The following is a 24815-nucleotide window of genomic DNA, read 5'->3' as shown; positions in this document are numbered from 1 at the left end:
ATGACGACCAACTCTGATGCCGTTGGCGTGTCGGCCTTCCGCGGCCCACTGCTGCACTTTTTGTCCGAACCGGGCCTCGGTGCGCCCGATCCGGCCAGTTACAGCTACTTCAGCGACGGCCTGCTGGTGGTTGCCGATGGCCGGGTGCAGGCGGTGGGTGACGCCGCCGAGCTGTTGCCGACCCTGCCGGCGGGTACCGCGGTCGAGCATTCGCCGGAGGGGCTAATCCTGCCCGGCATGATCGATACCCACGTACACATGCCGCAGCTGGCGGTCATGGCCAGTTACGGCACCCAGCTGCTGGAGTGGCTGGAAACCTATACCTTCCCGACCGAATCGCGCTTCGCCGACGCCGACTGGTCGGCCAAACAGTCCAAGGTCTTCCTCGACCTGCTGCTGGCGCACGGCACCACCTCGGCGCTGGTGTTCAGCACCTCGCACAAGGTCGCCAGCGAGGCGCTGTTCAGCGCCGCGCACGAGTACAACATGGCGATCACCACCGGCCGGGTGATGATGGACTGCAACGCCCCGGACGGCGTACGCGACACCGCCGAGGCCAGCTATGAGGAGAGCCGCGAGCTGATCGCCCGCTGGCACGGCACCGGTCGTCAGCGTTACGCCGTGACCCCGCGCTTTGCTGCGACCTCGACCCATGAGCAGCTGACCTACGCCGGCAAGCTGATGACCGAGGCCGAGGGCCTCTTGATGCAGACCCACTGGGCCGAGAACAAGGCCGAGATCGCCTGGATTGCCGAGCTGTTCCCGGACCGCGCCAGCTATCTGGATGTTTACGATCACTTTGGTCTGCTCGGCCCACGCAGCGTGCTGGCGCACGGCATTCATATCGACGATACCGACCGTGCCCGGCTGGCCGAAACCGGCACCCGCATCGCCTTCTGCCCGACCTCCAACACCTTCCTCGGCAGCGGCCTGTTCGATCTGGCCAGCGCCCGCGCGGCGAATGTCGAGGTGGGTCTGGCGTCGGATGTTGGCGGCGGCACCAGCCTGTCGATGCTGGTCACCATGGCCGAGGCCTACAAGGTCTGCCAGCTGCGCGGCCAGAGCCTCAACCCGTTCCAGGCGTTCTACATGGCGACCCTCGGCAACGCCAGGGTGCTGCATCAGGAGGCCGAGACCGGCAACCTGGCACCCGGCAAGATGGCGGACTTTCTGATCATCGACCGTGCCGCCAGCCCGATTCAGCAACTCAAGCACAGCGCCGAGCGCGATCTGTCGGGCATCCTGTTCGACCTGATGATCCTCGGCGACGACCGCAGCATTCGTCGCACCTACATCGCCGGCCAGTGCCGCTACGATCGCGACGCCGCACAAGGAGCAGCCCATGCTGGTCTATCTGTCTGAATGGCTCAGCCTGATCATCCGCTGGTTCCACGTGATTGCCGGGGTCGCCTGGATCGGCGCCTCGTTCTACTTCGTCTGGCTCGACAACAACCTGCGCGAGCCCCCGGCGTGGAAGAAGCAAAAGGGCATCAAGGGCGACTTGTGGGCCATCCACGGTGGCGGCTTCTACGAGGTGGCCAAATACGAGGTTGGGCCGGAGCAGATGCCGTCTGACCTGCACTGGTTCAAGTGGGAGGCCTACAGCACCCTGCTCAGCGGCCTGGCGCTGCTGGCCGTGGTGTATTACATGGGCAACCCCGGCTACCTGATCGATCCGAGCAAGCTGGCGCTCAGCGGTGCCGGCGCTGTTGCCATCGGAGTGGGCACGCTGGTGGCGGTCGTCGCGTTGTATGAGGCGCTGATTCGCAGCCCGCTGGCGCGCAACGGCATGGCCTTTGGCGTGGTGCTGTATCTGATTCTGGTGGCGGTTGCCTTCGGTTTGTATCAGGTGTTTGCCGGTCGCGGAGCGTACATTCACGTTGGTGCGGTGATCGGCACCATCATGGTCGGCAACGTCTTCCTCGGTATCGTGCCGGCCCAGCGCGCGCTGGTGAATGCGGTGGCCCGTGGCGAGAAACCGGGTGCAGAGGTGGTGATGTTGGCTCAGCGCGCCATGCTGCGCTCGCGCCACAACAACTACCTGACCCTGCCGGTGCTGTTCATCATGATCAGCAACCACTACCCGATGTTCTACGCCAACGCTTACGGTTGGGCGGTGCTGGCGGCGATCGGTGCGATCACGGCCTACGCGCGGCACTTCTTCAACCTGCGCAATCAGGGCCAGTTCAAACCGTCTATTCTGGTTGTCAGCGCGCTGGCCACCGTTGCCCTGATCTGGGCTATGGCGCCGAGCGCACCGGCGAGAATCGACAGCCACGCGGCAGAAGAAGGGGCTGCAGTGACCCGGGTTGCCGACGCCGACATCAGCCAGCTGCTGGCCACCCACTGCCAGGCCTGTCACGCGGTCAAGCCCACCAGCCCGGCCTTCCAGGCCCCGCCGGCCGGCATCGTGCTGGACAGTCTCGAGCACCTCCAGCAGCACCGCGACAAGGTCTATCAGGCCGCGGTTGCCACCGAGTACATGCCGCTCGGCAACATGACCGGCATTACCCCCGAGGAGCGTGACCTGCTCGGCAAGTGGCTGCGGGAAAATCCCTGAGCCGAGAGCGCGTTCCGGCGCGCCCGTCTTTTGTGATCTGTGATCGTTCCCACGCTCTGCGTGGGAATGCCTGCCTGGACGCTCCGCGTCCATCTCGCTGTCCGCCTAAACTGCATGGAAACCACTGACGCACGATCAAGGAAGACCGTCATGGGCCGCAGCCGCTACGTCATTACCGAGCCCGACAAGGCTCACTTCCTGACCTGCACGGTGACGGACTGGCTTCCTCTGTTCACCCGGCCAGCGCTGGTGGACATTCTGTTCGCCAGTTGGCGCTACCAGCAGGCAAACCAGGGCTTGAAGCTGTTTGGCTACGTCATCATGGAGAACCATCTGCACTATGTGGCACAGGCACCCGATCTGGCCAAGTGCGTCCAGACTTTCAAGTCCTACACCGCACGGCAGATACTCGACTACCTGACCCAGCGGGGGGCCGAGGCCACCTTGAGGCAGTTTCGCGTTGGCAAGCGAGCACACAAACGGGACAGAGACCACCAGATCTGGCAAGAAGGCAGTCACGCGGAGCTGGTATGTAGCGAGGCGGTGATGCTGCAAAAACTTGAGTACATTCACCTGAATCCGGTCAAGCGTGGCTACGTTGATGTGCCCGAGCACTGGCGCTATTCCAGTGCTCGAACCTACACAGGACAGGATGGACTGATCGAGATTGACCGTTGGCGGTGAGCGGACGCAGAGCGTCCGGACGGGTGTTCCCACGCAGAGCGTGGGAACGATCAGATATCGAGTCTTGCGGCGTTACTTCTTCGCTTCGGCAAAGTTTGCCTGAATGCGCTGCAGCAGGTAATCCGCTGCCGAGATCGGCGGGTATTTGCCGGCCGGGCTTTCGATCATCACGTTCTTGTTGGCCTGACAGAAGAACGCCATGCTGTAACGCGGGCCACGGTATTCGCCCGGCTTGGGCATGCGCACGCGGTGCAGGGTGGACTTGAGCTGGTCGTCGCTCCAGCGCATCAGCATGTCACCGATGTTGCAGGTGATGATGTCGTCACGCGGGATCACGCTGCTCCACTCGCGGTTGTCGCCGGCGCCTTCGGCGTCCTTGCCCGGGCTGACCTGCAGACCGCCCTGGCCTTCCTTCTGGAACACCATGGTCAGGCAGTCGAAGTCGGTGTGTGCTCCGGCGCGCCACAGGCTTTCGTCCAGATCGTCTTCCGGTAGCGGCAGATAGTGCAGCAGCCGCAGGGTGCTCTGGTAGTCCGGCAGGCTGCGGTCATGGGCCTTGGTGAAGAAGTCGCGGGCAAAACCCAGGCGCTCGGCGAAACAGGACAGCACGTCCATGCCCAGGCGCCAGGCGCGGTATTCGAAGTCCAGCATGATGCGGTGAAACTCCGGTACCACGATCTGGTTCGGCCACAGATCATCCATGTGCGGCAGGGTGATCTGGAAGGATTCCTTCTGGTCGGCGGTGCGGGTCGAGGGGCGTACCTGCGACATGAACTCCCAGCCGGCGTTCAGACCCTTCTTCAGCGGGAAGCGGGCTTTCTGATCGTTCGGCAGGGCGAAGAAGGCTTCGGACAGCGCAAAGGCGCTCTGCACCAGCTTGATATCCAGACCATGATTAACCAGCTGGAAGAAGCCGACTTCGGTGGCGGCGCTCCACAGTTGCTCGGTTATCTCGCTGCGGCGGTTCTCGAAGTCGGTCAGGTCGATCAGCGGAATCTCGCGGACGGTTTCCTTGCCCATGCCGCCGAAAGTGGTTTCCAGCTGCAGTTCTTTCAGGCCGTATTCAGGGGTTGTTGCGGTTGTCATGTTGAATCTCCGAGTAGTTCCATTGGGGCGAATGGTGCGGAGAATGACGCAGGCGGGGAGTCGGAAAGAGGCTGTGGTCAGTCAGTCCGGCGTCCACCGCGCGATGCGCATTGTCCGCTAACTGAGCAATGACCTGGGGTGTTTCCCCCTGACAGCTTCTACTCATGTTGCCGAGGATAATCCTGCGGCACGAATACTCAAGCAGATTTTGCGCCAAGATGGGCAAATCCGGGCAACGCCCCGGCTGCTGTGGCTCGGCGTACGCCGTTCCGCTTGCGGCTGCCGTGCAGGCTGCACCTTGATTGCGCAAAAGCTGACCATCTGCACCGGATTTGGTCGCGCTGCATGGGCTTCTGGCGCTGGATGCCTGATGGAATGGGAGCTGTAGCGCCGCAGGCAGGTTGGTCAAAAAATTGCACTCATCGCCTTGGCACCGCATGCTGCGGTGATATCAACACAACGCAACAGAGTAGAAGCGGTCAGGGGCGTGAGGCATTGATCCGTGCTTCCCCAGCTCCGGGACATTGCTCTTTGGCAGCAACAGAGGAGCAGTACCTGCATGGCGTACCTGATCAAGAATGCACAAGCCGTTTTCTCCCCCAGCGTGGCCGACGCCACCGATATCCGCATCAGCGACGGCAAGATTACCGAGCTGGGACGGGATCTTGCGCCGGCAGCGGGTGAAACCCTGATCGACGCGCGCGGTTGCGTGGTCTGGCCCGGTTTAGTCAACACTCACCATCACCTTGCCCAGTCGATCATGAAGGGCGTGCCCGGTGGCCTGAACCAGAACCTCAACGACTGGCTGGGTTCGGTACCCTACCGCTACTGGCCCAAGGTCACCCCGGAGTTGATGTACCACGCTGCGCGTCTGGGCTTGTATGAACTGCTGCGCTCTGGCGGCACCACCTGCGCCGATCACCACTACCTGTATCACGCGACCACCAGCCCCGAGCTGGAAGACGCCGTCTGGCGCGCCGCCGACGAGCTGGGCATGCGGCTGGTACTGTGCCGCGGCAGCGCCACCTCGGTTGGCAGCCACCACGGCATGATTGAGCACGGCATCGCGCCGGAAACCATTGGCCAGATCATCGAGCGGCTGGATGCCAGTCGTACGCGCTATCATCAGGACGGTGGCGATGCCATGCGCAAGCTGGTGGTGGCACCGACCAGCCTGATTCACTCCAGCGACCCGGATGGCCTGCGCGAACAGGCGGCCTACGCCCGCGAGTTCAAACTGGGCATGCACTCGCACCTGCTGGAAGTAGACTTTGACGAAGTCGCCTCGCTGAAAAAGTACGGCAAACGCGCCGTGGACTACGCCGGTGATTGCGGCTGGCTGGGCGATGACGTCTGGTTTGCCCATCTGGTGCATTGCGACGACTACATCATCGACCGCCTCGCCAGCACCGGCACCGGCATAGCCCACTGCCCCACCTCCAACTGCCGTCTGGGCAGCGGCATCGCCCCGGCGATCAAGATGGAACAGGCCGGCATGTCGATCACCCTGGGTGTGGACGGCTCGGCCTCGGCCGAGTCCGGTTCCATGCTTCAGGAACTGAACCTCGCCTGGTTGATTCACCGCGCCGTGCATGGCCCGGACGCCACCACGCTGGAACAGGTGCTGACCTGGGGCAGCCGCAACGGCGCCAAGTTGCTGGGGCTTGATGAGGTCGGCGAGATCAAAGTCGGCATGGCTGCCGATCTGGTCCTGTTCGATATCAACCAGCCGCGCTTTGCCGGCGTCCACAGCCCGCTCACCGCGCCGCTGATGTGCGGCGAACCGGCCAGCGTCAAATACAGCTTTATCCAGGGCCGCCCGGCGGTCGATAACGGCAATATCTGCGGGCTGGATGAGGCCGAGCTGACCGCGCGGGTGCAGGAATCGGTGGCGCAGCTGATTCGTAGCTGACCGTCTGATCGGGCACGGCATGCCTTGCCCCTGCGAACGCGCGCCGTGCACCATTCCCTGCGTAGGGGCACAGCATGCTGTGCCCGAGCGGCTTGCGGGGTATCCCGTGGGTCCAGGTTGTCGCGTGCAATCTTGACCGCGGGCACGGCGTGCTGGGCCCCTACGGGTGTGCGTTGTGCTGATTCCCTGCGGATGCCATAAAAAACCCGAGCATTGCTCGGGTTTTTCGTTGCCTGCGGTTCACCGGCGACGTTTGATGGGCACGCTGCCGGTGTGGTGCATGCGCTTACTTCGGAATGGAGGCGGTCATGCCTTCGACGTACCAGTCCATGCCGGCCAGTTCTTCGTGGGTCATTTCCACGCCGTCGGCCACGCGCAGGGTGCCGCTCTGGTCGTTGATCGGGCCGGTGAAGGGGTGGAATTCGCCGCTGCGGATCGACTCGATAACGCTGTCGACCTTGGCGCGTTGCTCTTCGGTCAGCTTGTCGCTGATGGACTCGATCTTGATCACGCCATCGTGGATGCCGCCCCAGTAGTCAGACGATTCCCAGGTGCCGTCCATAACGTCCTGAACGCTCTTGATGTAGTACGGACCCCAGTCGTTGACCACGGACAGCAGGTGCGCTTCAGGTGCGAAGTGGCTCATGTCGGAAGCCTGACCAACGCCCCATACGCCACGCTTCTGGGCTGCCAGCAGCGGTGCCGGGCTGTCGGTGTGCTGAACGATAACGTCGGCGCCCTGGTCCATCAGGGTGTTGGCAGCGTCAGCTTCCTTGGCCGGATCGAACCAGGTGTTGACCCACACGACTTTCAGCTCAACATCCGGGTTGACCGCCTTGGCGCCCATGTAGGTGGCGTTGATGTCGCGGATAACTTCCGGAATCGGGAAGGAAGCAATGTAGCCCAGCACGTTGCTCTTGGTGACCATGCCGGCAGCGGTGCCGGTGACGTAACGGCCTTCGTAGGTTACGGACAGGTAGGTGCTCAGGTTGTCAGCGCGCTTGTAGCCGGTCGCGTGCAGGAAGGTCTTTTCCGGGTAGTCGGCGGCGACGCGGGCAGTCGGATTCATGAAACCGAACGATGTGGTGAAGATCACGTCGTTGCCGGCCTGGGCCAGACGACGGATGGTGCGCTCGGCGTCGGCGCCTTCGTTGACGTTTTCAACGTAGGTGGTTTGCACCTTGTCACCGAAATGGGCTTCCAGCTCCTTGCGGCCCTGGTCGTGCTGGTAGCTCCAGCCGTGGTCACCGATGGGACCAACATAAACAAAACCGACTTTCAGCGGGTCATCTGCTGCCATGACCTGCAGCGGCATGACGAGTGCTGCTGCCAGAGCGAGTGTGCGTTTGAAACTCATGAATGCTTCTCCTGGGATCTAGTTGTTGGCGACCGTTCCGCGTCCGTTGGAGCGGGGCCGATCTTTCCCTGCAGCAAAAAACTGGCCATTTGTTCAGGAAATGACGAAAAATTTTAGCCGTCCGCCGGGCTCGCCGCCAGTACGACGTTCTTCGCGCGCAGGCATGGCAGGAAATGGCAGCACGCCAACCCGGATAATGCACCAATCTGAAGCATTATCCGGGCTGGCGCACCGAGTCGGTCAGCCCTGCGGCAGGGCCAGCCAGCCGCCGCGCAGGCTGGCAACCTGCGGTCTGCCCTTTTCGCGCAGGATGTTGGTGGCCAGCGCAGAGCGTCTGCCCGAGCGGCAAAGGGCGACCACCGGCAACACATCCGGTATGTCGGCAATGCGCTCGTGCAGGCTGCCGACCGGAATCTGCAGGGTGTCGCCAAGGTAGGCCGGCAGAGGCTCCTGCTCCCACTCGGCGGGCTCGCGCACGTCGAGCAGGGTCACGCCATTGCGGTGTGCCATCAGCCACTCCAGCCCCACCTCCGGCACGCCGGCGTAGGTGATGCGCAGGTCGTCGCACCAGTCGTGCTGCAGCGGCAGCTGGTCTTCCGGCGGCTTGCCGCTGCGCAGGTTGGCCGGGACTGCCTCGTCGATGCGTTTGGGGTGGGGCAGGCGCAGGGCGTCCATGTAACCGACAAAGTCGCTTTCGTTGGCCTGGCCGCCGACCCGGGCGTTGAAGGCGCGCTCTTCGCCGATGCTGCTCTGGGTCCGGCCGTTGTAATCGTGGGCCGGATACACCTGACAGCTGTCGGGCAGGCTGAACAGCTGCTCGGTGATCGAGTGGTAGAGGGTGTGCGGGTTGCCCTGCTGGAAATCACTGCGTCCGCAGCCACGAATCAGCAGTGCATCGCCGGTAAACACCATCGACTGATCGGCGAGCACGTAGCTCATGCAACCGTCGGTGTGGCCGGGGGTGGCACGGGCTTCCAGCTCGACGCCTTTAACGCCGAAGCGCTGGCCGTGGTGCAGCGGCAGGTCGACATACTCGGCGTTGATGACCGCGGCTGATGCAATCTGGCAGCCGGTTTTCTGCTTCAGCAGCCAGGCGGCGGTGACGTGGTCGGCGTGAGCGTGGGTGTCGACCACCAGCTTCAGGGTCAGGCCCAGCTCCTGCAGCAGTGACAGGTCGCGGGTGGTCTGCTCGAACACCGGATCAATCAGCAGGGCTTCGCCGCTGGCCGGGTCGCCCAGCAGGTAGGTGTAGGTAGAGGAAGCAGCGTCGAACAGTTGGCGAAACAGCATGGTCACCTCACGGCAGTACGATTAAGGTCAAAACAATATATAAAAAAATAGATTGAAGGTTGCCAGAGTGCAAGCCCGAATGTTGCGGCACTGGGTCGCATGGCAGAAAAAGCCGACAAAATGGCCGGGAATGGTCAGGATTAACCGCCATGTAGCGTTTTGTAGCCCTATAATGCCGTCAGCTATTTTTCCTTCTTTTTACCATCTACGTCACAGGTTACCTATGGATTGCGTCGCACGCTGGATTGCCACAGGTCTCTCGGCCATTGTCGTTGCCGCCTCGCTCGCAGGCTGTTCCGAACCGCCCGCCCCGCAGGCGGACAAGCCCCGCCCGGTCAAGCTGTTTACCGTCACCGAGCCGGGCGCGGAGCGCATTCGCGAGTTCCCGGGCCGGCTGAAGGCCCCGGAAGAGGCGCAGTTGTCTTTCAGGCTGGGCGGCGAGTTGCAGAGTCTGGAGGTTCATGAGGGCCAAAAGGTGCAGCGCGGTGATCTGATCGCCCGGCTGGACGATACCGATTACCGGCTCAAGCTCAGTGATCGCCAGGCCAGCTATGACCTGACCCGCAGCCAGCTGACGCGGATGGAGCAGCTGGTTGAGCGGCAGATGGTGTCGCAGGCCGAATACGACCAGCGCAAGGCGCAGTTCAACTCGGCCGAGGCGGCGCTCAATCTGGCGCGTCAGGAACTGGCCTACACGCGCATTACCGCCCCGTTTGACGGCGTGGTGGCCCGCACCCACGTTGAGCAGTTCCAGGTGGTGCAGCCGAACCAGCCGATTGCGACCCTCTACAGTGGCGACAGTATGGACGTGGTGTTCCAGTTGCCGGAAAACCTCTTGAGCAACCTGCGCCGCGACCTGCAGCCGGCCGAGCTGCGCTCCAAGGTGCGGCTGGACAACTACCCCGAGGCGCTGATTGACGCCGACTACAAGGAGTACGCCAGCCAGCCGGACCCCTCGACCCTGGCCTATGACGTTACCCTGAGCATGCCGATCCCCGATGGTCTGGTGTTGCTGCCGGGCATGAGCGCCACCGTGATCGTCAACTTTGCCGAGATCAGCCGCCAGGCCGAGATTCCGGTTGTGGTGCCGGTAGAGGCGGTATTCAGCCCGGACAGCGAAGACAGCGAGCATCGCCAGGTCTGGGTGGTCGCCGAGCAGGACGGCGCGCTGCAGGTTGTTGCCCGGGCCGTGACCGTCGGGCAGCTGACCCGCGACGGTATCGAGGTGCTGACCGGTCTGCAGACCGGCGAGCGAATCGTCGCCGCCGGCGGCGCCGAGCTGAGTGACGGTCAGGTGGTGCGCCCCTGGGTTCGTGAGCGGGGGCTGTAAATGAACATAGCCGCATACTTTATCCAGCGCCGGGTCACCAGCTGGCTGGTGGCGCTGCTGCTCGGTATCGGCGGGATCATCGCCTTCCTGGATCTGGGGCGGCTGGAAGACCCGGCCTTTACCCTGAAGATGGCGATGGTCATTACTCCCTACCCCGGCGCCTCCCCGCAGCAGGTTGAGGAGGAGCTGACCTACCCGCTGGAAAACGCCATTCAGCAGCTGCCGTATATCGACACCATTACCTCCACCAGCAGCGCCGGGCTGTCGCAGATTATTGTCGAGGTGCAGAAACAATACGGCCCGGACCAGCTGCCGCAAATCTGGGACGAGATGCGCCGGCGCATCAACGACCTGCGCCCGAATCTGCCGCCGGGCGTCAGCGAGCCGCAGATTCAGGATGACTTCAGCGACGTCTACGGCACCTTCATGATGATCAGCGGGGACGGCTACGACTACCGCGAGCTGCGCGACTACGCCGATTACCTGCGCCGCGAGCTGGTGCTGGTCAACGGCGTCGGCAAGGTCTCTCTGGCCGGCGTGCCCCAGGAGCAGGTGCACCTGGAAATCTCGCGTGCGCGGATGACCGCGCTGGGCATCGCCCCGCAGCGACTCTACGACCTGCTCAGCCGGCAGAACGTGGTCTCGGATGCCGGCCGCATGCTGGTCGGCAGCGAGTCGATCCGCCTGCATCCGACCGGTGAGTTTCAGGATGTCGAGGAACTGGAGCGGCTGATCATCAGCCAGCCCGGCAGCTCCAAACGTGTGTATCTGGGCGATGTGGCGCGGGTCAGCCGCGGCTTTGCCGAAACCCCGACCAGCCTCTACCGAGCCCAGGGTCGGGCCGCGCTGGGGCTGGGCGTATCCTACGCCGCCCACGTCAACGTGGTCGATGTGGGCAACGCGGTAGCCGCACGTCTGGCCGAGCTGGACGCAGAGCGCCCGGCCGGCATGCACGTCGACGTGTTCTACAACCAGGCGGACGAGGTGGAGCAGTCGGTCGGCGGCTTTGTCTGGAACTTCCTGGCCTCGGTGGCCATCGTCGTGGTGGTGCTGCTGGTCTTCATGGGCCTGCGCAGCGGCCTGCTGATCGGCCTGGTGCTGGCGCTGACGGTGCTCGGCACCTTTATCTTCATGCAGATGCTGGGGATCGAGCTGCAGCGCATCTCGCTCGGCGCTCTGGTGATCGCGCTGGGGATGCTGGTGGACAACGCCATCGTCATTGTCGAAGGCATTCTGGTCGGCCGACAGCGCGGCCAGACCACCCTGCAGGCCGCCGGCGACATCGTGCGTCAGACCAACCTGCCGCTGCTCGGCGCCACCGCCATCGCCATCATCGCCTTTGCCCCCATCGGGCTGTCGGACGACTCCACCGGCGAGTACTGCCTGTCGCTGTTCCAGGTGCTGCTGATCTCGCTGACCCTGAGCTGGGTGACCGCCATCACCCTGACACCCTTCTTCGCCAGCCTGTTCTTCCGCGATCAGACCGCGCAGAGCGAACAGAGCGAGCCGCAGGACCCTTACCGCGGCATCGTCTTCGTGCTGTACCGCAAACTGCTCGCCGCCGCCCTGCACCACCGGGTGCTGACGCTGATCATGCTCGCCGCCTTGCTGGTGGTCGCGGTCGGCGGGTTCAGTCAGGTGCGCAAAAGCTTCTTTCCGCCGTCCAATACGCCGATGTTCTTTGTCGATGTCTGGCTGCCCAAGGGCAGCGACATTCGCTACACCGAGCAGGTGGTGGCCGAGATTGATCGTCATGTGCTGGCGCAGGACGGCGTGACCGAGGTGACGTCGACCATCGGTCAGGGCGCGCTGCGGTTTATCCTCACCTACTTCCCCCAGCGCATTCACGCCAACTATGCCCAGCTGCTGGTCCGTACCGAGCAGCGCGACCAGATCGCCCCGCTGATTGCCCAGCTTGACGAGTACTTCAAGCAGCAGCACCCGACCGCCAAGGTCAAGCTCAAGCAACTGATGCTCGGCCCCGGCAGCGACAGCAAGATCGAAGCCCGCTTCACCGGGCCCGATCCGCAGGTGCTGCGCGCGCTCGGTGCGCAGGCGATCGACATCATCAAGGCCGACCCGGTCGCCGATGCCGTGATGCACGACTGGCGCGAGCGCACCAAGCTGGTCCGGCCGCAGTTTGCCGAGGCGCAGGCGCGTGAACTGGGGGTCGACAAGCGTGATCTGGATACCCTGCTGAGAATGAACTTCAGCGGCGTCAACGTCGGGCTCTACCGTGACGGCACCCGCATGCTGCCCATCGTCGCCCGTACCCCGGCAGACGAGCGCCTGGATGCCAGCACCCTCAACGACCTGCTGGTCTGGAGCTCGGCGCGCAGTACCTATATTCCGATCACCCAGGTGGTCAGCGGCTTTGTCACCGACTGGGAGGACCCGCTGATCCTGCGCGAGGACCGCAAGCGCACCCTGACCGTGCAGGCCGACCCCAGCATCATCAGCGGCCAGACCGCCGCCGAACTGTTCGCCCGCATCCGTCCGCAGGTCGAGGCGATCGAGCTGCCGCGCGGCTACAGTCTGGAGTGGGGCGGGGAATACGAAAGCTCGCGAGATGCCCAGAAAGCGGTGTTCGGCAGCCTGCCGCTTGGCTATCTGGCGATGTTCCTGATCACCATCCTGCTGTTCGACTCGCTCAAGCGCGCCGCCATCATCTGGCTGACCGTACCGCTGGCGGTGATCGGTGTGACCCTCGGCTTTTTGCTTACCGGTATCCCGTTCGGCTTTATGGCGCTGCTGGGCTTCCTCAGTCTGAGCGGCATGCTGGTCAAGAACGGCATCGTGCTGGTTGATGAAATCCGCCTGCAGATCGACTCCGGCAAGGAGGCCTACAGCGCCCTGGTGGACTCGGCCATCAGCCGGGTACGCCCGGTCTCCATGGCCGCGCTGACCACCATCCTCGGCATGGCGCCGCTGCTCACCGACGCCTTCTTCCAGAGCATGGCCGTGGTGATCATGTTTGGTCTGGGCTTTGCCACCGTGCTCACGCTGGTGGTGCTGCCGGTGATCTACAGCCTGTTCTACAAGATCCCGGTCGAAGGGCGGCGGGTCTGACCCCGCACCCGATCAGCCAGGATCCGCTGGCTGATCGGGTGCGGGCAGCGTGCGCTGGGCCGGGCCCTGCAGCCACTTGCTGAGCAGCATGGGTTCGCTGAACTGCAAATCGTCGCCGGACTCTTTCACCTGCATGATGCTGTTATCGCCGAGCAGCAGCTTACCCTTGACGAAGTGCACGTTCGGGTCGGCATTGGGATTGAGCACCCGCGCGCCCAGGCGCTGGGCCAGCCACAGACCGGCCTCGTAGTGACTGACCCAGCGCTGGCCGGCCAGATCGTCCAGCGCCCCCTGCGGTGCATCCCGTGCCAGCACCATCACCGGTACGTCTACCACCGGCGGCAACAGCCGGTTATGGCCCCAGACCTCGTTCTCGCCGAGCAATTGCCCGTGGTCGCCGGTAATCAGCAGATAGCGCTCGCCTTCCAGCTGATCGAACTGGGCGACAATATCGGCGACCACATCGTCGAAGTAGCGCACCGCATTGTCATAGGCATTACCCTCGCGCACGTCACGGCTGAGCGGACCGTCTGTGGGCCAGCGGGCAATCGGCTCGTCGTGGTTCTCGTAGTTGTGATCGTACGGGCTGTGCGCAGTGCGCAGATTGATCATTACCAGGTTGCGCTCGCCCCACTGCTTGCGTGGCAGCAGGTCGCTCAGGGCGTGGTCCTGCCGTTGGGAAAACAGCAGCGGAAAGTCCTCGCGGGTAATCGACACGTCGATAAACCGCTTGCCGGCGAAGGTCAGCAGCTTGGACTCCTGGGATGACAGCCAGAAGGTATTGAAGCCCTGCTCGCGGCCCAGCCGGAACAGGTTGTGCGGCTGCTCGCGCAAGAGATGATTCTGGCCCGGCTCGCGAATCAGGTTCAGAAATACCGGCAGGCTGACCGCCGTGGAGACGCCCGCGGCAATGCCCTGGCGTACCAGCAGTTCTCCGTCGTCCCTGAGCCGGGACAGGAATGGCGTGGTATCGCGCTGGTAGCCCATGACGCCCAGCCGGTCGCTGCGCAGCGAGTCGGCCATCACGATCCAGACGTGTTTGGCCGTGGGCGCGGCAAAGCTCACCTGGTAGGGCTGGAACGGGCTCTGTGGCAGTGCCTGCTGCTCACGGCCAGCCAGGTTCACTGCGTAGAAGGCAAAGCTGTTCAGGCTGTTGTGCAGCGACGAGCGGGTCGGCCCCGGCATGAAGTGTGTCATGTCGCGGTAGGTTGCCCGGTAGGGTTTGGCCGCCAGCACGATCAGCACCAGAATCCAGCCCACCCAGCGCGCGCGCGGAGAGATCCGTGGCGTCAGGCTCATATGCAGCACAAACAGCGCGCCGTAGGGCAGCAGCACACTGGGCAGCACATGCCAGTGATTGCCGAGCTGGGCGACGGCGGTTTGCTGCACATCGGCGAACTCCCCGAACAGCCCGCTCAGGTCAGAGGGCAGCAACGGCATGCCGGTGTAGGCCATGTTGCCCAACTGGATCAGTTGCATGCCTGCCAGCAGCGTCAGCACCAGTGCAGTCAGCCAGCGGTTGGCAGCCAGCCACAGGCCGAGACTGAACAGCCATAGCACCAGCACGTAGCGTAGCTCCAGTTCGGCGTGATTGATGCTGGTAAACCACTGCTGGATAACGTCGTCAGCGAGCAGCAACAGGCAGCTCAGGGTGGCAAGTAGCGGGAGGTAGCGGGCCGGCAGATAGCGCCGGGTCAGATGGCGGGATGGCAGACTCTGTTCCTGCATGGCATTGCCTCGGGCCGCGGGTGGCCGCATGATCGTTATTCGCGTTGAAACACCGACCGTGGAGGCGTGCCCGAGTTTCCGCGCCGTGTGTATCGAGTTATGTCGCCCGGCGACCCAGCAACGGAGGAACCGTCCCATGCCGACACCTGCACCACAGCGAATCGTGGCCCGCACCGCCGAAATCGGCGGCACCCTGCCGGTCAATCGTGTCCTGCCCACCCGCCAACGCCGCCAGATCGGCGCCTGGTGCTTCCTCGACCACGCCGGCCCCGCCCGCTTTGAATCCGGAGAAGGCATGCACGTGGGCGCCCACCCGCACACCTGCCTGCAGACCTTCACCTGGATGATCGAAGGCGACGTGCTGCACCGCGACAGCCTCGGGAATGAGCAACTGATTCGCCCAGGCGAAGTCAACCTGATGACCGCCGGCCGCGGCATCAGCCACACCGAAGACTCCACCGCCGCCACCGACCGCCTCCACGCCGCCCAACTGTGGATCGCCCTGCCACCGCACATGGCCGACGCAGAGCCCGCCTTTACCCACTACCCGGATCTGCCCAGATGGCAGCAAAAGGGCATCGACTTCACCCTGCTGGTCGGCGACTTCGCCGGCCACACCTCCCCGGTCGAGGTCTACAGCCCGCTGCTCGGCATGGATATCCACAGCCCCAGCGGTGGCGAGTGCGAACTGACCCTGGACCCCGCATTCGAGCACGGCCTGCTGGTGATGGAAGGTGAACTGGAGCTGGACGGAGAACGCTTCGCCGAAAACGAACTCGCCGCCCTGGACCCCGGCACCAGCACCAGCCCTAGCACCCTGCACCTGACTCTCAGCCCCGGCAGCCGCCTCATCCTCATCGGCGGAGAACCGGCCGAGAAGGTGCTGATGTTCTGGAATTTTGTCGGTTACAGCCGGGAATACATCATCGAAGCAACGCGGGAGTGGCAGGCGGCGTCTGCGCGTTTTGGCAAGGTAGCGGGGTTTGATGGGGAGCGGTTGGCGGCGCCGGCGTTGCCGTGGCGGAGTGGGTGATCGACGTTGCGCCGTTGATCGTTCCCACGCTCTGCGTGGGAACGCCTGTACGGACGCTCCGCGTCCGGCTTTCGTTCGGTCCCGCTCGGCTGCGCTGATGCTTCACGTCACCTTTTCGCCTTCACGGCGAGCAGGGGGAAATGCATGGCCTTTTCCCCCTGCACCCCCTAGGCCACCCCGACTACGCGGCCCTTCAGGTTCGCTGCGTTGCTCGGTCTGACGGGGAGCCGTAAAACTCGGGGCTTCGCCCCTCAGACATCCTACGGCTCTTTTTCCCGCCAGCCCTGCGCTACTCGCCCGCGTAAACGGGGACCCTTGGGTCCGTGCATTGGGTCGCGTTCTTGCTGCTGACCGAAGGGGCGAGCTCTTATGGTCAAGTATTAGGAGCGATAGACTCAGATAATGCAGCCTATAACCTTTATGTAGCACAGCTTTGCGGCAGCTCTGAGGCCGCGCATAGGTTAAGCGATTCGGCAATGGCTATTTTTTATTAAAATGGGACGTCTTCTTGGTCGTCTAGTTCTATATAGTTTGGGTCCCACTCGCTTGGAGTGAAGATCTTAAGCTTGTTCTCTGACTCGAATATTTTATGGCTCACTCTAAGGTAGATATCTCGCTTCTTTTGCTTCCAGGTATGAAACCCTTCTTTGCTCCAGTCGTCAAACATATCTTCTTCTTCGAACTGTCGCGCCGTAACTAGCTGATTGAGCTCTTCGTAGTTCTGAAAGATAACACGGTATGGGATATTCAGCTTTCTTCTAAGTTCGTCGAAAGCAGGGTGGTTGCTTAAGAGAATATCTTTCACCGCTTGGTCTCCTCTGGACTTCTCGTCAATTAGATAGGAGACTAGCTGATTCAATGTCTTGGAGGTGCTTTTTAGGTCTTCAATAATGTTTACTTCTTTTTGTCTTGCGTTTTCACTTAATAGCCTCTGAAAAAGACCTGACCATTGTTCTTTCAAGTAGCTGTTTATTTCTTGGACTGTATCGAATCCTTTGAGTTGGTTGTTGAGCGGAAGTGAGTATACCTCTTCAAGAAATTTAAATACGCGAACGTCGTCGACAGACGTATACTTCACTGTCTGATTGTCCTTGTTTGATTCGTAGGTTTTGTATTCGTGGAGTATTGAATTTTCAACAAATATATAAACCTGTTTTCCTCGGTCTATTGCCGTTTTCAGCTCTAGATTGGAAATCGAGTATTTTTCTTCCTTTGATTCGGACCCAAAACGCCCTCCAATAATCGAGATTAGAACGTCGGAAAGCTCAATCTCTTTATAGCAATATTCTTCAAGCTTTTTTTCACTGCCGTAAGGTATATGACCCTTTTCGTTAAGGACGGGGTCATAGCCTTGCTCGCGAATAAACCTCTCGAGATCAGCCCTGATATGTTTCAGGTCGTAGTACGTTGAGCTCACGAAAATTCTGGGTTTGGCCATTTTTCCTCAACCTCCATTTATTACTAATGCTCAGGCGTGGTCGCCGGTTTGGAGGTGCGCGGTGCTCGCAAACAGGTTGGCGACAGCCGGTGATTAACTATTGATGTTCTTTATAAAATCCCACTTTGAGGTGTTGACTTTTAGATTGTTGAGATAGAAACGCCCGCTGCCTACCAACCAAAATAGCTTGTCGACTTCATAAGGCAACATATCTATACGCTGGCAATACGCCTCGAGATCTTTAAAAACGCCAAAATCATTCTTTGCGTCGGTGATACCCAGGCCTCTTGAAATATCATTGATATGGGTGTCTGGCTTCACGAAGTCTGGGTAGCCGGTCTCTTTGAGAAAATCACATGCCAACGCAAAACCAAAACCGAAAATTTCTTCCTTTAAAAGCAATGGGAGCGCTAAGCGAGAATGTTTATTCGTAAGGAATCCATGAACAAAATTATCAAACTCTTCGATTGAAGAGTAAGTGGACAAGAATTCGGCAATGGAAACTATCGATTTACAGTAAATTACCCAGTGGCTCTTGTTGTTTTCTTTCTCAAGCCTACCTGGTGGCTTGTAATTGCCTCGGGATATTGCATCAAACAGCTCAGACCAAGATTGATATTTTTTTGATACCTCGGATGGTGAAAAATCGAAAAGAACAGACCTCAAGCCCTCAATGTTGCCAATGCTATTCGGCATGCCCCTGCGATTTTGGGCATGGAGAAGAGATGCCCGAAAAAGCTCGGGAATTGTCTTTGGCTTTCGGGATTTCCAGTGATTAAGATGGCTATCGATTATTTCATTAGTCACTTGTTCAAACGAGAGTAAATAGTCTCTAGCTTTTTGTATATATTCTTTTTCTTCCAAGACTGCTCCTAATTTGGTTTGCGCCGGCTTCAGCTGCGCCGGCGTCGGAGTGTTTTGGCGTCAGTCTGGAAGAGCTTGCTGGGTGCTCGCTCCAGTCAGTGCGTCCAAGTACTCTGTAGGCACCGTTGTAATAGGAAGGCGATTAATGAACGTAATTCCTTTAATTTTTATGTCAGGGCTTCTGCCTACTTCTTCCCAGATGATTCCCTCAAAATCTAGCGAGTACAACGACTTCTCAAGGAAGCCAGAACCATTAGATAGATAGTTTGATTCTATTATTATTGGGATCCTTCCTCCATCGAGAATTTTTACAATTCCTTCTTGCTGCTCAATCTCTTGTTCAACCTTTCTTTTTATTTCAAAAATGGGTGAGGTCAAGTGAAGAAGGAAGCTTGGCTGTTCCACATCCCATGCTATATCCGAAACTTCGGATGGGTAATATACCTTCATGCTTTGTAGCGTTACGTTCGGATTGGTAGTCTTTATGGAAAGTGTTTTATTGTCGTCGGAGTAGACGCCGACGTAGTTGGTCAAATTAAGTGCATATGCCTGCTGAGACTGAATGTCGAGTGCGTCCTGCGAAATTTGGCAGCTTCTTATTGAAACAATAATTGCAATAACTGAAATTACAATTCCCGCGTAAGCAAGCATCTTTTTTATACTCATTCTCTTTGAATGCCGCTTATTGCTTAACAGTGATTTGATCGCGTTAACTTTAACACTCGGCATGGCGCCGAATTAGGCTGCTTCGGATGCTCTTGTCCTTCAACGCAGTAATGGTCATCTCGCGCGCGTGCTCTTAAGCCGCGCGAGGCTTGATGTTTCGTTAGTCGGCGTTCTGGGTTTGCACGCAGGTGATTTCCGAAGTGAAATGAGTAGAGTCTATCTAGCATCCATGCCTCCTGATGGGGCCGCGAGAAGTGCGGTGATTTGATAGTGCTACTACACGCCGCGTTTGCCAACCCTGAATACGGCTAAAGGCTAGATCAAGTAACGCGGCTTTGCCCGCATCTGCGAACGTGGCGAATGCACGGACCCAATTCCCGTTTACGCGGGCGAGTAGCGCAGGGCTGGCGGGAAAAAGAGCCGTAGGATGTCTGAGGCGCGAAGCGCCGAGTTTTACGGCTCCCCGTCAGCCCGAGCAACGCAGCGAACCCGAAGGGCCGCGTAGTCGGGTGCCCCGGGGGATTGCTAAGGGGGGCTGGGCAAGCAGCCCACCTTGGCTCGCCGGGAAGGCGAAAAGCGAGTTAGAAGGTGGCGCGTATGTTGAGCAATGGTGCTGTGGTGACGGCAGCATGGGCGCAGCACGCTGTGCCCCTGCGGTTGGTGCGAGTATCGGCTGACATGACGTTGAGGCTGCACTCACACCCCCTCTGGCGGACTCACCTTTCTCTTTCGCGTCTTCTTACCTTTCGCCGCCATCGCCGCCGCATCCATCAACCGACAAAACTTAGGGCACTCCAGGTGATTGGGCGCGGAGCAGGCGGCGGCGTGGCGCAGGCCGTCGCGCAGGTTGCTGAGCTGGCGGATCTTGCGGTCCAGTGCGTCGGCTCGGTTGGACAGCTGTTCGCGATCAATCTCGGGGCGGCCGTCTGGCGAGAACATCTGCGCAATCTCATCCAGTGAAAACCCCGCCGCGCGGCCCAGTGCGATCAGCGCCAGCTGCTGCACCACGCGCGGGTTAAATGCCCGGCGCAGGCCGCGTCTGCCAATCGATTTGATCAGCCCCTTTTCTTCGTAATACCGCAGCGTTGAGGCCGGCAGGCCGGATGCTTTCGAGACCTCGTTAATGTCCATTGGTGCGCCCTTGACTTCAAGTCGACTTTAAGTGGCATCGTGCATTTTCTGCCCGTATAGGGCAACTCACAGGAGGCAGAAAATGAATGAGATTGCGAGCGCGGTGATCATTGGAATTGGCGCAACGCTGGTGATGGATGCGTGGGGGTTGGTGCGTAAACAGCTGCTGGGGATTCCGCCAGCGGACTATGGGTTGGTGGGGCGTTGGTTGGGGCATATGAAGCAGGGGCGCTTTCGGCATGAGCGCATCGCTGCGGCTTCACCGGTGCCTGCGGAACGGCTGCTTGGCTGGGGCGCGCATTATCTGATTGGGGTGGTGTTTGCGCTGTTGCTGGTGGCGATGTGCGGGGCTGAATGGCTTCGTCAGCCTACGTTATTGCCCGCTTTGGTTTGGGGCATCGTTACGGTGGCGGCGCCCTTTTTGCTGATGCAGCCCGGCATGGGCGCAGGCGGCATGGGCGCAGGCGTTGCGGCGAGTCGCACGCCACGCCCGAACGCTGCGCGCTTGCAGAGCCTGATCACCCATAGCGTGTTTGGTTTGGGCCTGTATGGTTCAGCGCTGCTTCTCAATGCTGTTAAAGGAGTCTGACATGGCTATTCCTGCGCGTTTTGCCCCGATTGTGTTTGGCGCGTTGCTGTCGGCGATCATGGTGACCTTGGTGTCGGCCTTTGTGATTGCGGCCACCCAAGGCTTTGACGAGCACTTTGTTGCGGCGTGGCTCAGAAGCTGCGCGTTGACCTGGCCGGTGGCGTTTCCGACGGTGACGCTGGTAGCGCCTTGGGTGCGGCGGCTGGTGGGGTGGTTGACGGTGTGAGTGGTGGTGGAGCGTCGGACGGCGTATGCCCCAACTCCGCGTAGCGTCAGATGCCGCTTGGTGGACAACGCTGCGCTTTTCTCCACCCTACGACCCGAATGGTGCGCCCTGTGCTTGCAGGGCGCTGATAACGTTCAGCATCTCCCGCCTCGCGCTTTCCTGACTCACCACCCGCAACCTCACTTTCTGCCCCGGCGCGCACTGCGCCAACCGCGCCAGCGACAGCGGTGTGACTGCGCCCAGCCGGGGGTAGCCGCCGATGGTCTGGCGGTCGTTCATCAGGATGATCGGTTGGCCGTCTGGCGGTACCTGCACGGCGCCGAGGGGGATGCCTTCGGAGATCAGCGGCTGGCCCTGATAGCGCAGCGCGGGGCCGGTGAGGCGCATGCCCATGCGGTCGGCGCGTTGGTCGAGGGTCCAGCTTTGGTTGAAGGCGGCGAACAGGCTTGCACCGGCGAAAGCGGCGATTTGTGCGCCGGGGATCAGGTCGAGCACGACTTCATTACCCGGATACCAGAGCGCGTCTGCGGGCAGAGCGCGCGGTTCTGCATCGCTGGCCTTGCCCTGCAGGCGGTCGCTGTTGTGCAGGCCGCGGCCATTGCCATGCAGGCCGCCGAGCTGTTCGCGCATGACGGTAGCGATGGCGCCCATCACCGGTTCTGCCGCAAAGCCGCCGGGGGTGGCGAGGTAGGCGCGTACGCCGCGCTTGGGGCTGTTGAACCGCAGGGTCTGGCCGTGGTGCAGCTGAAATGCCTGACCGGGTGTCAGTGGTTGGTCGTCGAGCCGGGTATTCAGGTCGGCGCCGGTCAGCGCCAGCCAGCCGCTGGCTTGTGCGCGCAGTTGCAGGCCGCCAAGGGGGATTTCGATCACGGGGGCATCGGCGGCGTTGCCAAGCAGCCAGTTGGCCTGCTGCATGGCGACCCAGTCCAGCGCGCCGCCCTGGGTGATGCCCAGATGGCGCACGCCAAAGCGGCCGCCGTCTTGCAGTTGGGCAAAGCCGAGGCTGTGTTCGACCAGCAGCTCGATCATGCGTTGGCCTCCATCGCCGTGTCGTCGCCGCCCAGGCGGATAAATTCGGCGTGGTCGATAGACACAAAGCGCACCCGGTCGCCGGGTTGCAGCAGGCTGCCGCGCTCGGCACTGAACAGGGTGAGCGGGCAGCGGCCGATCAGGTTCCAGCCGCCGGGTGAGGTCAGCGGGTAGATGGCGGTCTGGCGTTCGGCGATGCCGACGCTGCCCTTGGGTACGCGTTGGCGCGGGGTGGCGAGGCGGGCGGACGCAAGCGCTTCATCCACCAGCCCCATGTAGGCAAACCCGGGTGCGAAGCCGAGGGTGAACACCGGGTAGTCGCGGCTGCAATGCTGCTCGATCACCTGCTCGGGGGTGAGCCCGGCGCGTTGGGCGATGCTGGTCAGTTCGGGGCCGACGCTCTCGTGATACCAGACCGGGAGGGCGTGCAGGGTGCCGGTCTCATTCGCCAGCGGCTGCAGGTTGTGCAGGCTGCTGTGGATCAGCGCGATGGCGTCTGCTTCGCTCAGGGCGTGCAGGTCGTAGTGCAGCAGCAAGGTGGTGTAGGACGGCACCAGATCGATCAGCTGCGCGCCGAAGGCTGCGCGCAGGTTTTCTGCGGCGGTGATCAGCCAGGGCATGTTGGCTTCGTCGATCTGATCAAACAGCCGCACCATCAGGCTGTCGATGGCTGCGCTCTCGATGCGCAGGTTCACAGGGCGTCCAGTGCGGCGCGGATACGGGCGACCACGGCGACCGATTCGGCGTTGTCGCCGTGCACGCAGAGGCTGTCGGCGCGCAGGGTCAGCTGGCTGCCGTCGCTGGCGGTGATCGGCTTACCACTGGCGAAGCTTAGCGCCTGGGCCAGAATACGCTCCGGGTCGTGATGGACGGCGCCGGGCCGATTGCGCGGCAGCAGGTAGCCGTCCGGGTCGTAGCCACGGTCGGCGAAGGCTTCAAACAGCAGGCCGATGCCCTGCTCCGCGGCCAGTTGCTCGGCTTCGCTGTTGTCGCGGCGGGCCAGCAGCATCAGCGGCAGTTGCGGGTTGAAGCGGGCGACGGCGCGCATCACGGCGGTGAGCAGCGCGGGTTGTTTCATCATGTCGTTGTAGAGCGCGCCGTGGGGTTTGACGTAGCTGAGGCTGGCCCCTTCGGCGCGGCAGATGCCGTCGAGCGCGCCGAGCTGGTAGAGCAGCAGGTCTTCCACTTCCTGCGCGGAACAGGCCATCGAGCGGCGGCCAAAACCGACCAGATCCGGGTAGGCCGGGTGGGCGCCGATACGCACGCCGTGCTGCACCGCCAGCGCGACGGTGCGGCGCATGGTGGACGGGTCGGAGGCGTGAAAGCCGCAGGCGATGTTGGCGCTGTGCACATGCGGCATCACGGCCTCGTCCATGCCCATGGTCCAGGCGCCGAAGCTTTCGCCCATGTCGCAGTTGAGTTGTAGCGGCTGCATGGTTGCTGGTTGTCCTGTGCTGTCACCGGCGCGGCGAGACTGAACCATTTGCGTCGATTGCTGCCGGATTTACTGTGTATTCATGCTGTCTGGCGCGCGTTCGCGTCACAGCCGTTGGTTCATCGATTGTAGAGAGGAGCGATATGAAGATTCTCATGGTTCTCACCTCACACGACAAGCTTGGCGATACCGGCCATAAAACCGGCTTCTGGTTGGAGGAGTTTGCCGCGCCCTATTACGTGCTGCGCGACGCCGGTGCCGAAATCACCCTGGCCTCGCCCAAGGGCGGCCAGCCTCCGCTGGACCCCAAGAGCGCCGAGCCGGACGCGCAGACCGAGGCGACCAAGCGGTTTGACGCCGACAGCGCCGCCCAGGCGCAGCTGGCACAGACGGTGAAACTGAGTGAGGTGTCGGCAGACGACTTCGATGCGGTGTTCTATCCCGGCGGCCACGGCCCGCTGTGGGATTTGCACAACAATCCGGATTCGGTGGCGCTGCTCAATGCCTTTTCCCGCGCAGGCAAGCCCATCGGCGCGGTGTGTCATGCGCCGGTGGTGTTGCTCAACGCCCGGGCGGCGGACGGCGAACCACTGGTTGGCGGCAAGCGGGTAACCGGCTTCTCGAATGCGGAGGAGGACGCGGTAGGCCTGAGCGATGCGGTGCCCCTGCTGCTGGAAGACGCGTTGAAGGACAAGGGCGGCGTCTACAGCAAAGGCGAGGACTGGGGCGAGTATGTGCTGGTGGATGGCCTGCTGGTCACCGGCCAGAACCCGGCGTCATCCGAGAAGGCGGCGCGTGAGCTGCTGACGCTGTTGAAGGTGTTGCCGGGGGTGTGAGGTGCTCCCGCTCGACCAGCGGACGTGGGTGCATAGCGGTGGCCGAGTTGGAACTCGGCCTTCCCGTAGTCCACCATTCTTGAGGCTTGAGGCTTGAGGCTTGAGGCTTCCAGCTTCTAGCTGAGAATCATATTGGTCGCCGTGGCATAGGCATACAGCGAGCCGCTTTCGTCGCGCAGATACCCTTCGCTGATGATCAGCCGGCGGGTCTTGTTGATGACCTTGCCTTCGGCGATCAGCGTTTTGTTGAAGGGCACGGGTTTGCACATCTTCACGTTGAGTTCGATGGTGCCGTAGCCTTCGCCTGCGGCTAGAGTCGTGTGCGCGGAGCAGCCGGTGACCGAGTCCATGACGGTGGCGGCAAAGCCGCCGTGTACGCCGCCGAGCGGGTTGGTGTGGCTTTCGTCGGCGGTGGCTTCAAATACCACGCGGCCCTCTTCGGCCAGCTTGACCTGCATGGGGATGGTTTGGGCAATCGGCGCTATCGGCAGGTGACCGGCTGCGGCGGCCTGCATGATCTGCAGGCCGGTCATGTCTTTCGGGTTCATTGCG

The 24815-nt window shown here is 61.6% G+C and carries 22 protein-coding genes; 10 read left to right on the top strand and 12 right to left on the bottom strand.

What is annotated here, in order from left to right:
- From guaD to O5O48_RS04650, 3 genes are all read left to right on the top strand, one after another.
- Complete coding sequence (gene guaD / locus O5O48_RS04660; protein ID WP_269688298.1) at positions 1-1362, top strand: guanine deaminase; 1362 nt, start codon at positions 1-3, stop codon at positions 1360-1362.
- On the top strand, positions 1343-2560 hold the full coding sequence (locus O5O48_RS04655) for a urate hydroxylase PuuD (RefSeq protein ID WP_269688297.1): 1218 nt from the start codon (positions 1343-1345) through the stop codon (positions 2558-2560). The genes guaD and O5O48_RS04655 overlap by 20 nt, the downstream gene beginning before the upstream one ends.
- 150 nt (positions 2561-2710) lie before the next feature.
- Entirely contained in the window at positions 2711-3244 is a 534-nt protein-coding gene (locus O5O48_RS04650) for an REP-associated tyrosine transposase (protein ID WP_269688296.1), read from the top strand.
- Between the two features lie 72 nt (positions 3245-3316).
- Here the strand turns inward: O5O48_RS04650 and O5O48_RS04645 are convergent, their stop codons facing one another.
- The gene (locus tag O5O48_RS04645; RefSeq protein WP_147811326.1) at positions 3317-4330 is read right to left on the bottom strand and encodes an isopenicillin N synthase family dioxygenase; all 1014 of its coding nucleotides are present in this window, start codon (positions 4328-4330) and stop codon (positions 3317-3319) included.
- Positions 4331-4889: 559 nt separating this feature from the next.
- Between O5O48_RS04645 and O5O48_RS04640 the strand changes: the two genes are divergently transcribed.
- Positions 4890-6242 carry an amidohydrolase family protein gene (locus O5O48_RS04640; RefSeq protein WP_269688295.1) on the top strand — a complete coding sequence of 451 codons (1353 nt, stop codon included), beginning with the start codon at positions 4890-4892 and terminating at the stop codon, positions 6240-6242.
- A gap of 286 nt (positions 6243-6528) precedes the next feature.
- Here O5O48_RS04640 and O5O48_RS04635 read toward each other — a convergent pair whose 3' ends face one another.
- Complete coding sequence (locus O5O48_RS04635; RefSeq protein WP_147811324.1) at positions 6529-7599, bottom strand: BMP family ABC transporter substrate-binding protein; 1071 nt, start codon at positions 7597-7599, stop codon at positions 6529-6531.
- Between the two features lie 240 nt (positions 7600-7839).
- Entirely contained in the window at positions 7840-8889 is a 1050-nt protein-coding gene (locus O5O48_RS04630; protein WP_269688294.1) for an MBL fold metallo-hydrolase, read from the bottom strand.
- A 223-nt stretch (positions 8890-9112) separates the two neighbouring features.
- Between O5O48_RS04630 and O5O48_RS04625 the strand changes: the two genes are divergently transcribed.
- A complete protein-coding gene (locus O5O48_RS04625; RefSeq protein ID WP_269688293.1) occupies positions 9113-10219 on the top strand; it encodes an efflux RND transporter periplasmic adaptor subunit in 1107 nt (368 codons plus the stop codon).
- Positions 10220-13288: an efflux RND transporter permease subunit gene (locus tag O5O48_RS04620; RefSeq protein WP_269688292.1), complete on the top strand. Its 3069-nt coding sequence runs from the start codon at positions 10220-10222 to the stop codon at positions 13286-13288.
- A gap of 12 nt (positions 13289-13300) precedes the next feature.
- Here the strand turns inward: O5O48_RS04620 and O5O48_RS04615 are convergent, their stop codons facing one another.
- On the bottom strand, positions 13301-15016 hold the full coding sequence (locus O5O48_RS04615; RefSeq protein ID WP_269688291.1) for a sulfatase-like hydrolase/transferase: 1716 nt from the start codon (positions 15014-15016) through the stop codon (positions 13301-13303).
- Positions 15017-15152: 136 nt separating this feature from the next.
- On the opposite strand from O5O48_RS04615, the gene O5O48_RS04610 reads away from it, so the two are divergent.
- Positions 15153-16049, top strand: a complete 897-nt coding sequence (locus tag O5O48_RS04610) for a pirin family protein (protein ID WP_269688290.1) — start codon at positions 15153-15155, stop codon at positions 16047-16049.
- Between the two features lie 490 nt (positions 16050-16539).
- Here the strand turns inward: O5O48_RS04610 and O5O48_RS04605 are convergent, their stop codons facing one another.
- From O5O48_RS04605 to O5O48_RS04590, 4 genes are all read right to left on the bottom strand, one after another.
- Entirely contained in the window at positions 16540-17487 is a 948-nt protein-coding gene (locus O5O48_RS04605; RefSeq protein WP_269688289.1) for a DUF4062 domain-containing protein, read from the bottom strand.
- 93 nt (positions 17488-17580) lie between these two features.
- Complete coding sequence (locus tag O5O48_RS04600) at positions 17581-18351, bottom strand: hypothetical protein (protein WP_269688288.1); 771 nt, start codon at positions 18349-18351, stop codon at positions 17581-17583.
- Positions 18352-18411: 60 nt separating this feature from the next.
- Positions 18412-19002 carry a hypothetical protein gene (locus O5O48_RS04595; RefSeq protein ID WP_269688287.1) on the bottom strand — a complete coding sequence of 197 codons (591 nt, stop codon included), beginning with the start codon at positions 19000-19002 and terminating at the stop codon, positions 18412-18414.
- Between the two features lie 711 nt (positions 19003-19713).
- Complete coding sequence (locus tag O5O48_RS04590) at positions 19714-20148, bottom strand: helix-turn-helix domain-containing protein (protein ID WP_269688286.1); 435 nt, start codon at positions 20146-20148, stop codon at positions 19714-19716.
- An 82-nt stretch (positions 20149-20230) separates the two neighbouring features.
- Between O5O48_RS04590 and O5O48_RS04585 the strand changes: the two genes are divergently transcribed.
- The gene (locus O5O48_RS04585; RefSeq protein ID WP_269688285.1) at positions 20231-20737 is read left to right on the top strand and encodes a DUF2938 domain-containing protein; all 507 of its coding nucleotides are present in this window, start codon (positions 20231-20233) and stop codon (positions 20735-20737) included.
- A 1-nt stretch (position 20738) separates the two neighbouring features.
- Entirely contained in the window at positions 20739-20963 is a 225-nt protein-coding gene (locus tag O5O48_RS04580) for a DUF2798 domain-containing protein (RefSeq protein ID WP_269688284.1), read from the top strand.
- An 87-nt stretch (positions 20964-21050) separates the two neighbouring features.
- Here the strand turns inward: O5O48_RS04580 and O5O48_RS04575 are convergent, their stop codons facing one another.
- From O5O48_RS04575 to O5O48_RS04565, 3 genes are read right to left on the bottom strand one after another with little or no spacing between them, the layout of a single operon-like run.
- Positions 21051-21992, bottom strand: coding sequence for a biotin-dependent carboxyltransferase family protein (locus O5O48_RS04575; RefSeq protein ID WP_269688283.1), 942 nt, complete (start codon positions 21990-21992; stop codon positions 21051-21053).
- Positions 21989-22687, bottom strand: coding sequence for a 5-oxoprolinase subunit PxpB (gene pxpB / locus O5O48_RS04570; protein WP_269688282.1), 699 nt, complete (start codon positions 22685-22687; stop codon positions 21989-21991). Before pxpB ends, O5O48_RS04575 begins: the two co-directional genes overlap by 4 nt.
- Positions 22684-23427 (bottom strand): 5-oxoprolinase subunit PxpA, encoded by a 744-nt coding sequence (locus O5O48_RS04565; protein ID WP_269688281.1) that lies wholly within the window; start codon positions 23425-23427, stop codon positions 22684-22686. The genes pxpB and O5O48_RS04565 overlap by 4 nt, the downstream gene beginning before the upstream one ends.
- Positions 23428-23570: 143 nt before the next feature.
- Between O5O48_RS04565 and O5O48_RS04560 the strand changes: the two genes are divergently transcribed.
- Complete coding sequence (locus tag O5O48_RS04560; RefSeq protein ID WP_269688280.1) at positions 23571-24263, top strand: type 1 glutamine amidotransferase domain-containing protein; 693 nt, start codon at positions 23571-23573, stop codon at positions 24261-24263.
- A 116-nt stretch (positions 24264-24379) separates the two neighbouring features.
- On the opposite strand, the gene O5O48_RS04555 is transcribed toward O5O48_RS04560, so the two are convergent.
- Positions 24380-24811, bottom strand: coding sequence for a PaaI family thioesterase (locus O5O48_RS04555; protein WP_269688279.1), 432 nt, complete (start codon positions 24809-24811; stop codon positions 24380-24382).
- Positions 24812-24815: the final 4 nt, after the last annotated feature.

This window comes from Halopseudomonas sp. MFKK-1 (genome assembly GCF_027474385.1).
In the GTDB taxonomy this organism is placed as follows: Bacteria; Pseudomonadota; Gammaproteobacteria; order Pseudomonadales; family Pseudomonadaceae; genus Halopseudomonas; species Halopseudomonas aestusnigri.
The sequence above is the reverse complement of the archived record's forward strand: the minus strand, read 5'-3'. Positions and strand labels throughout refer to the sequence as shown.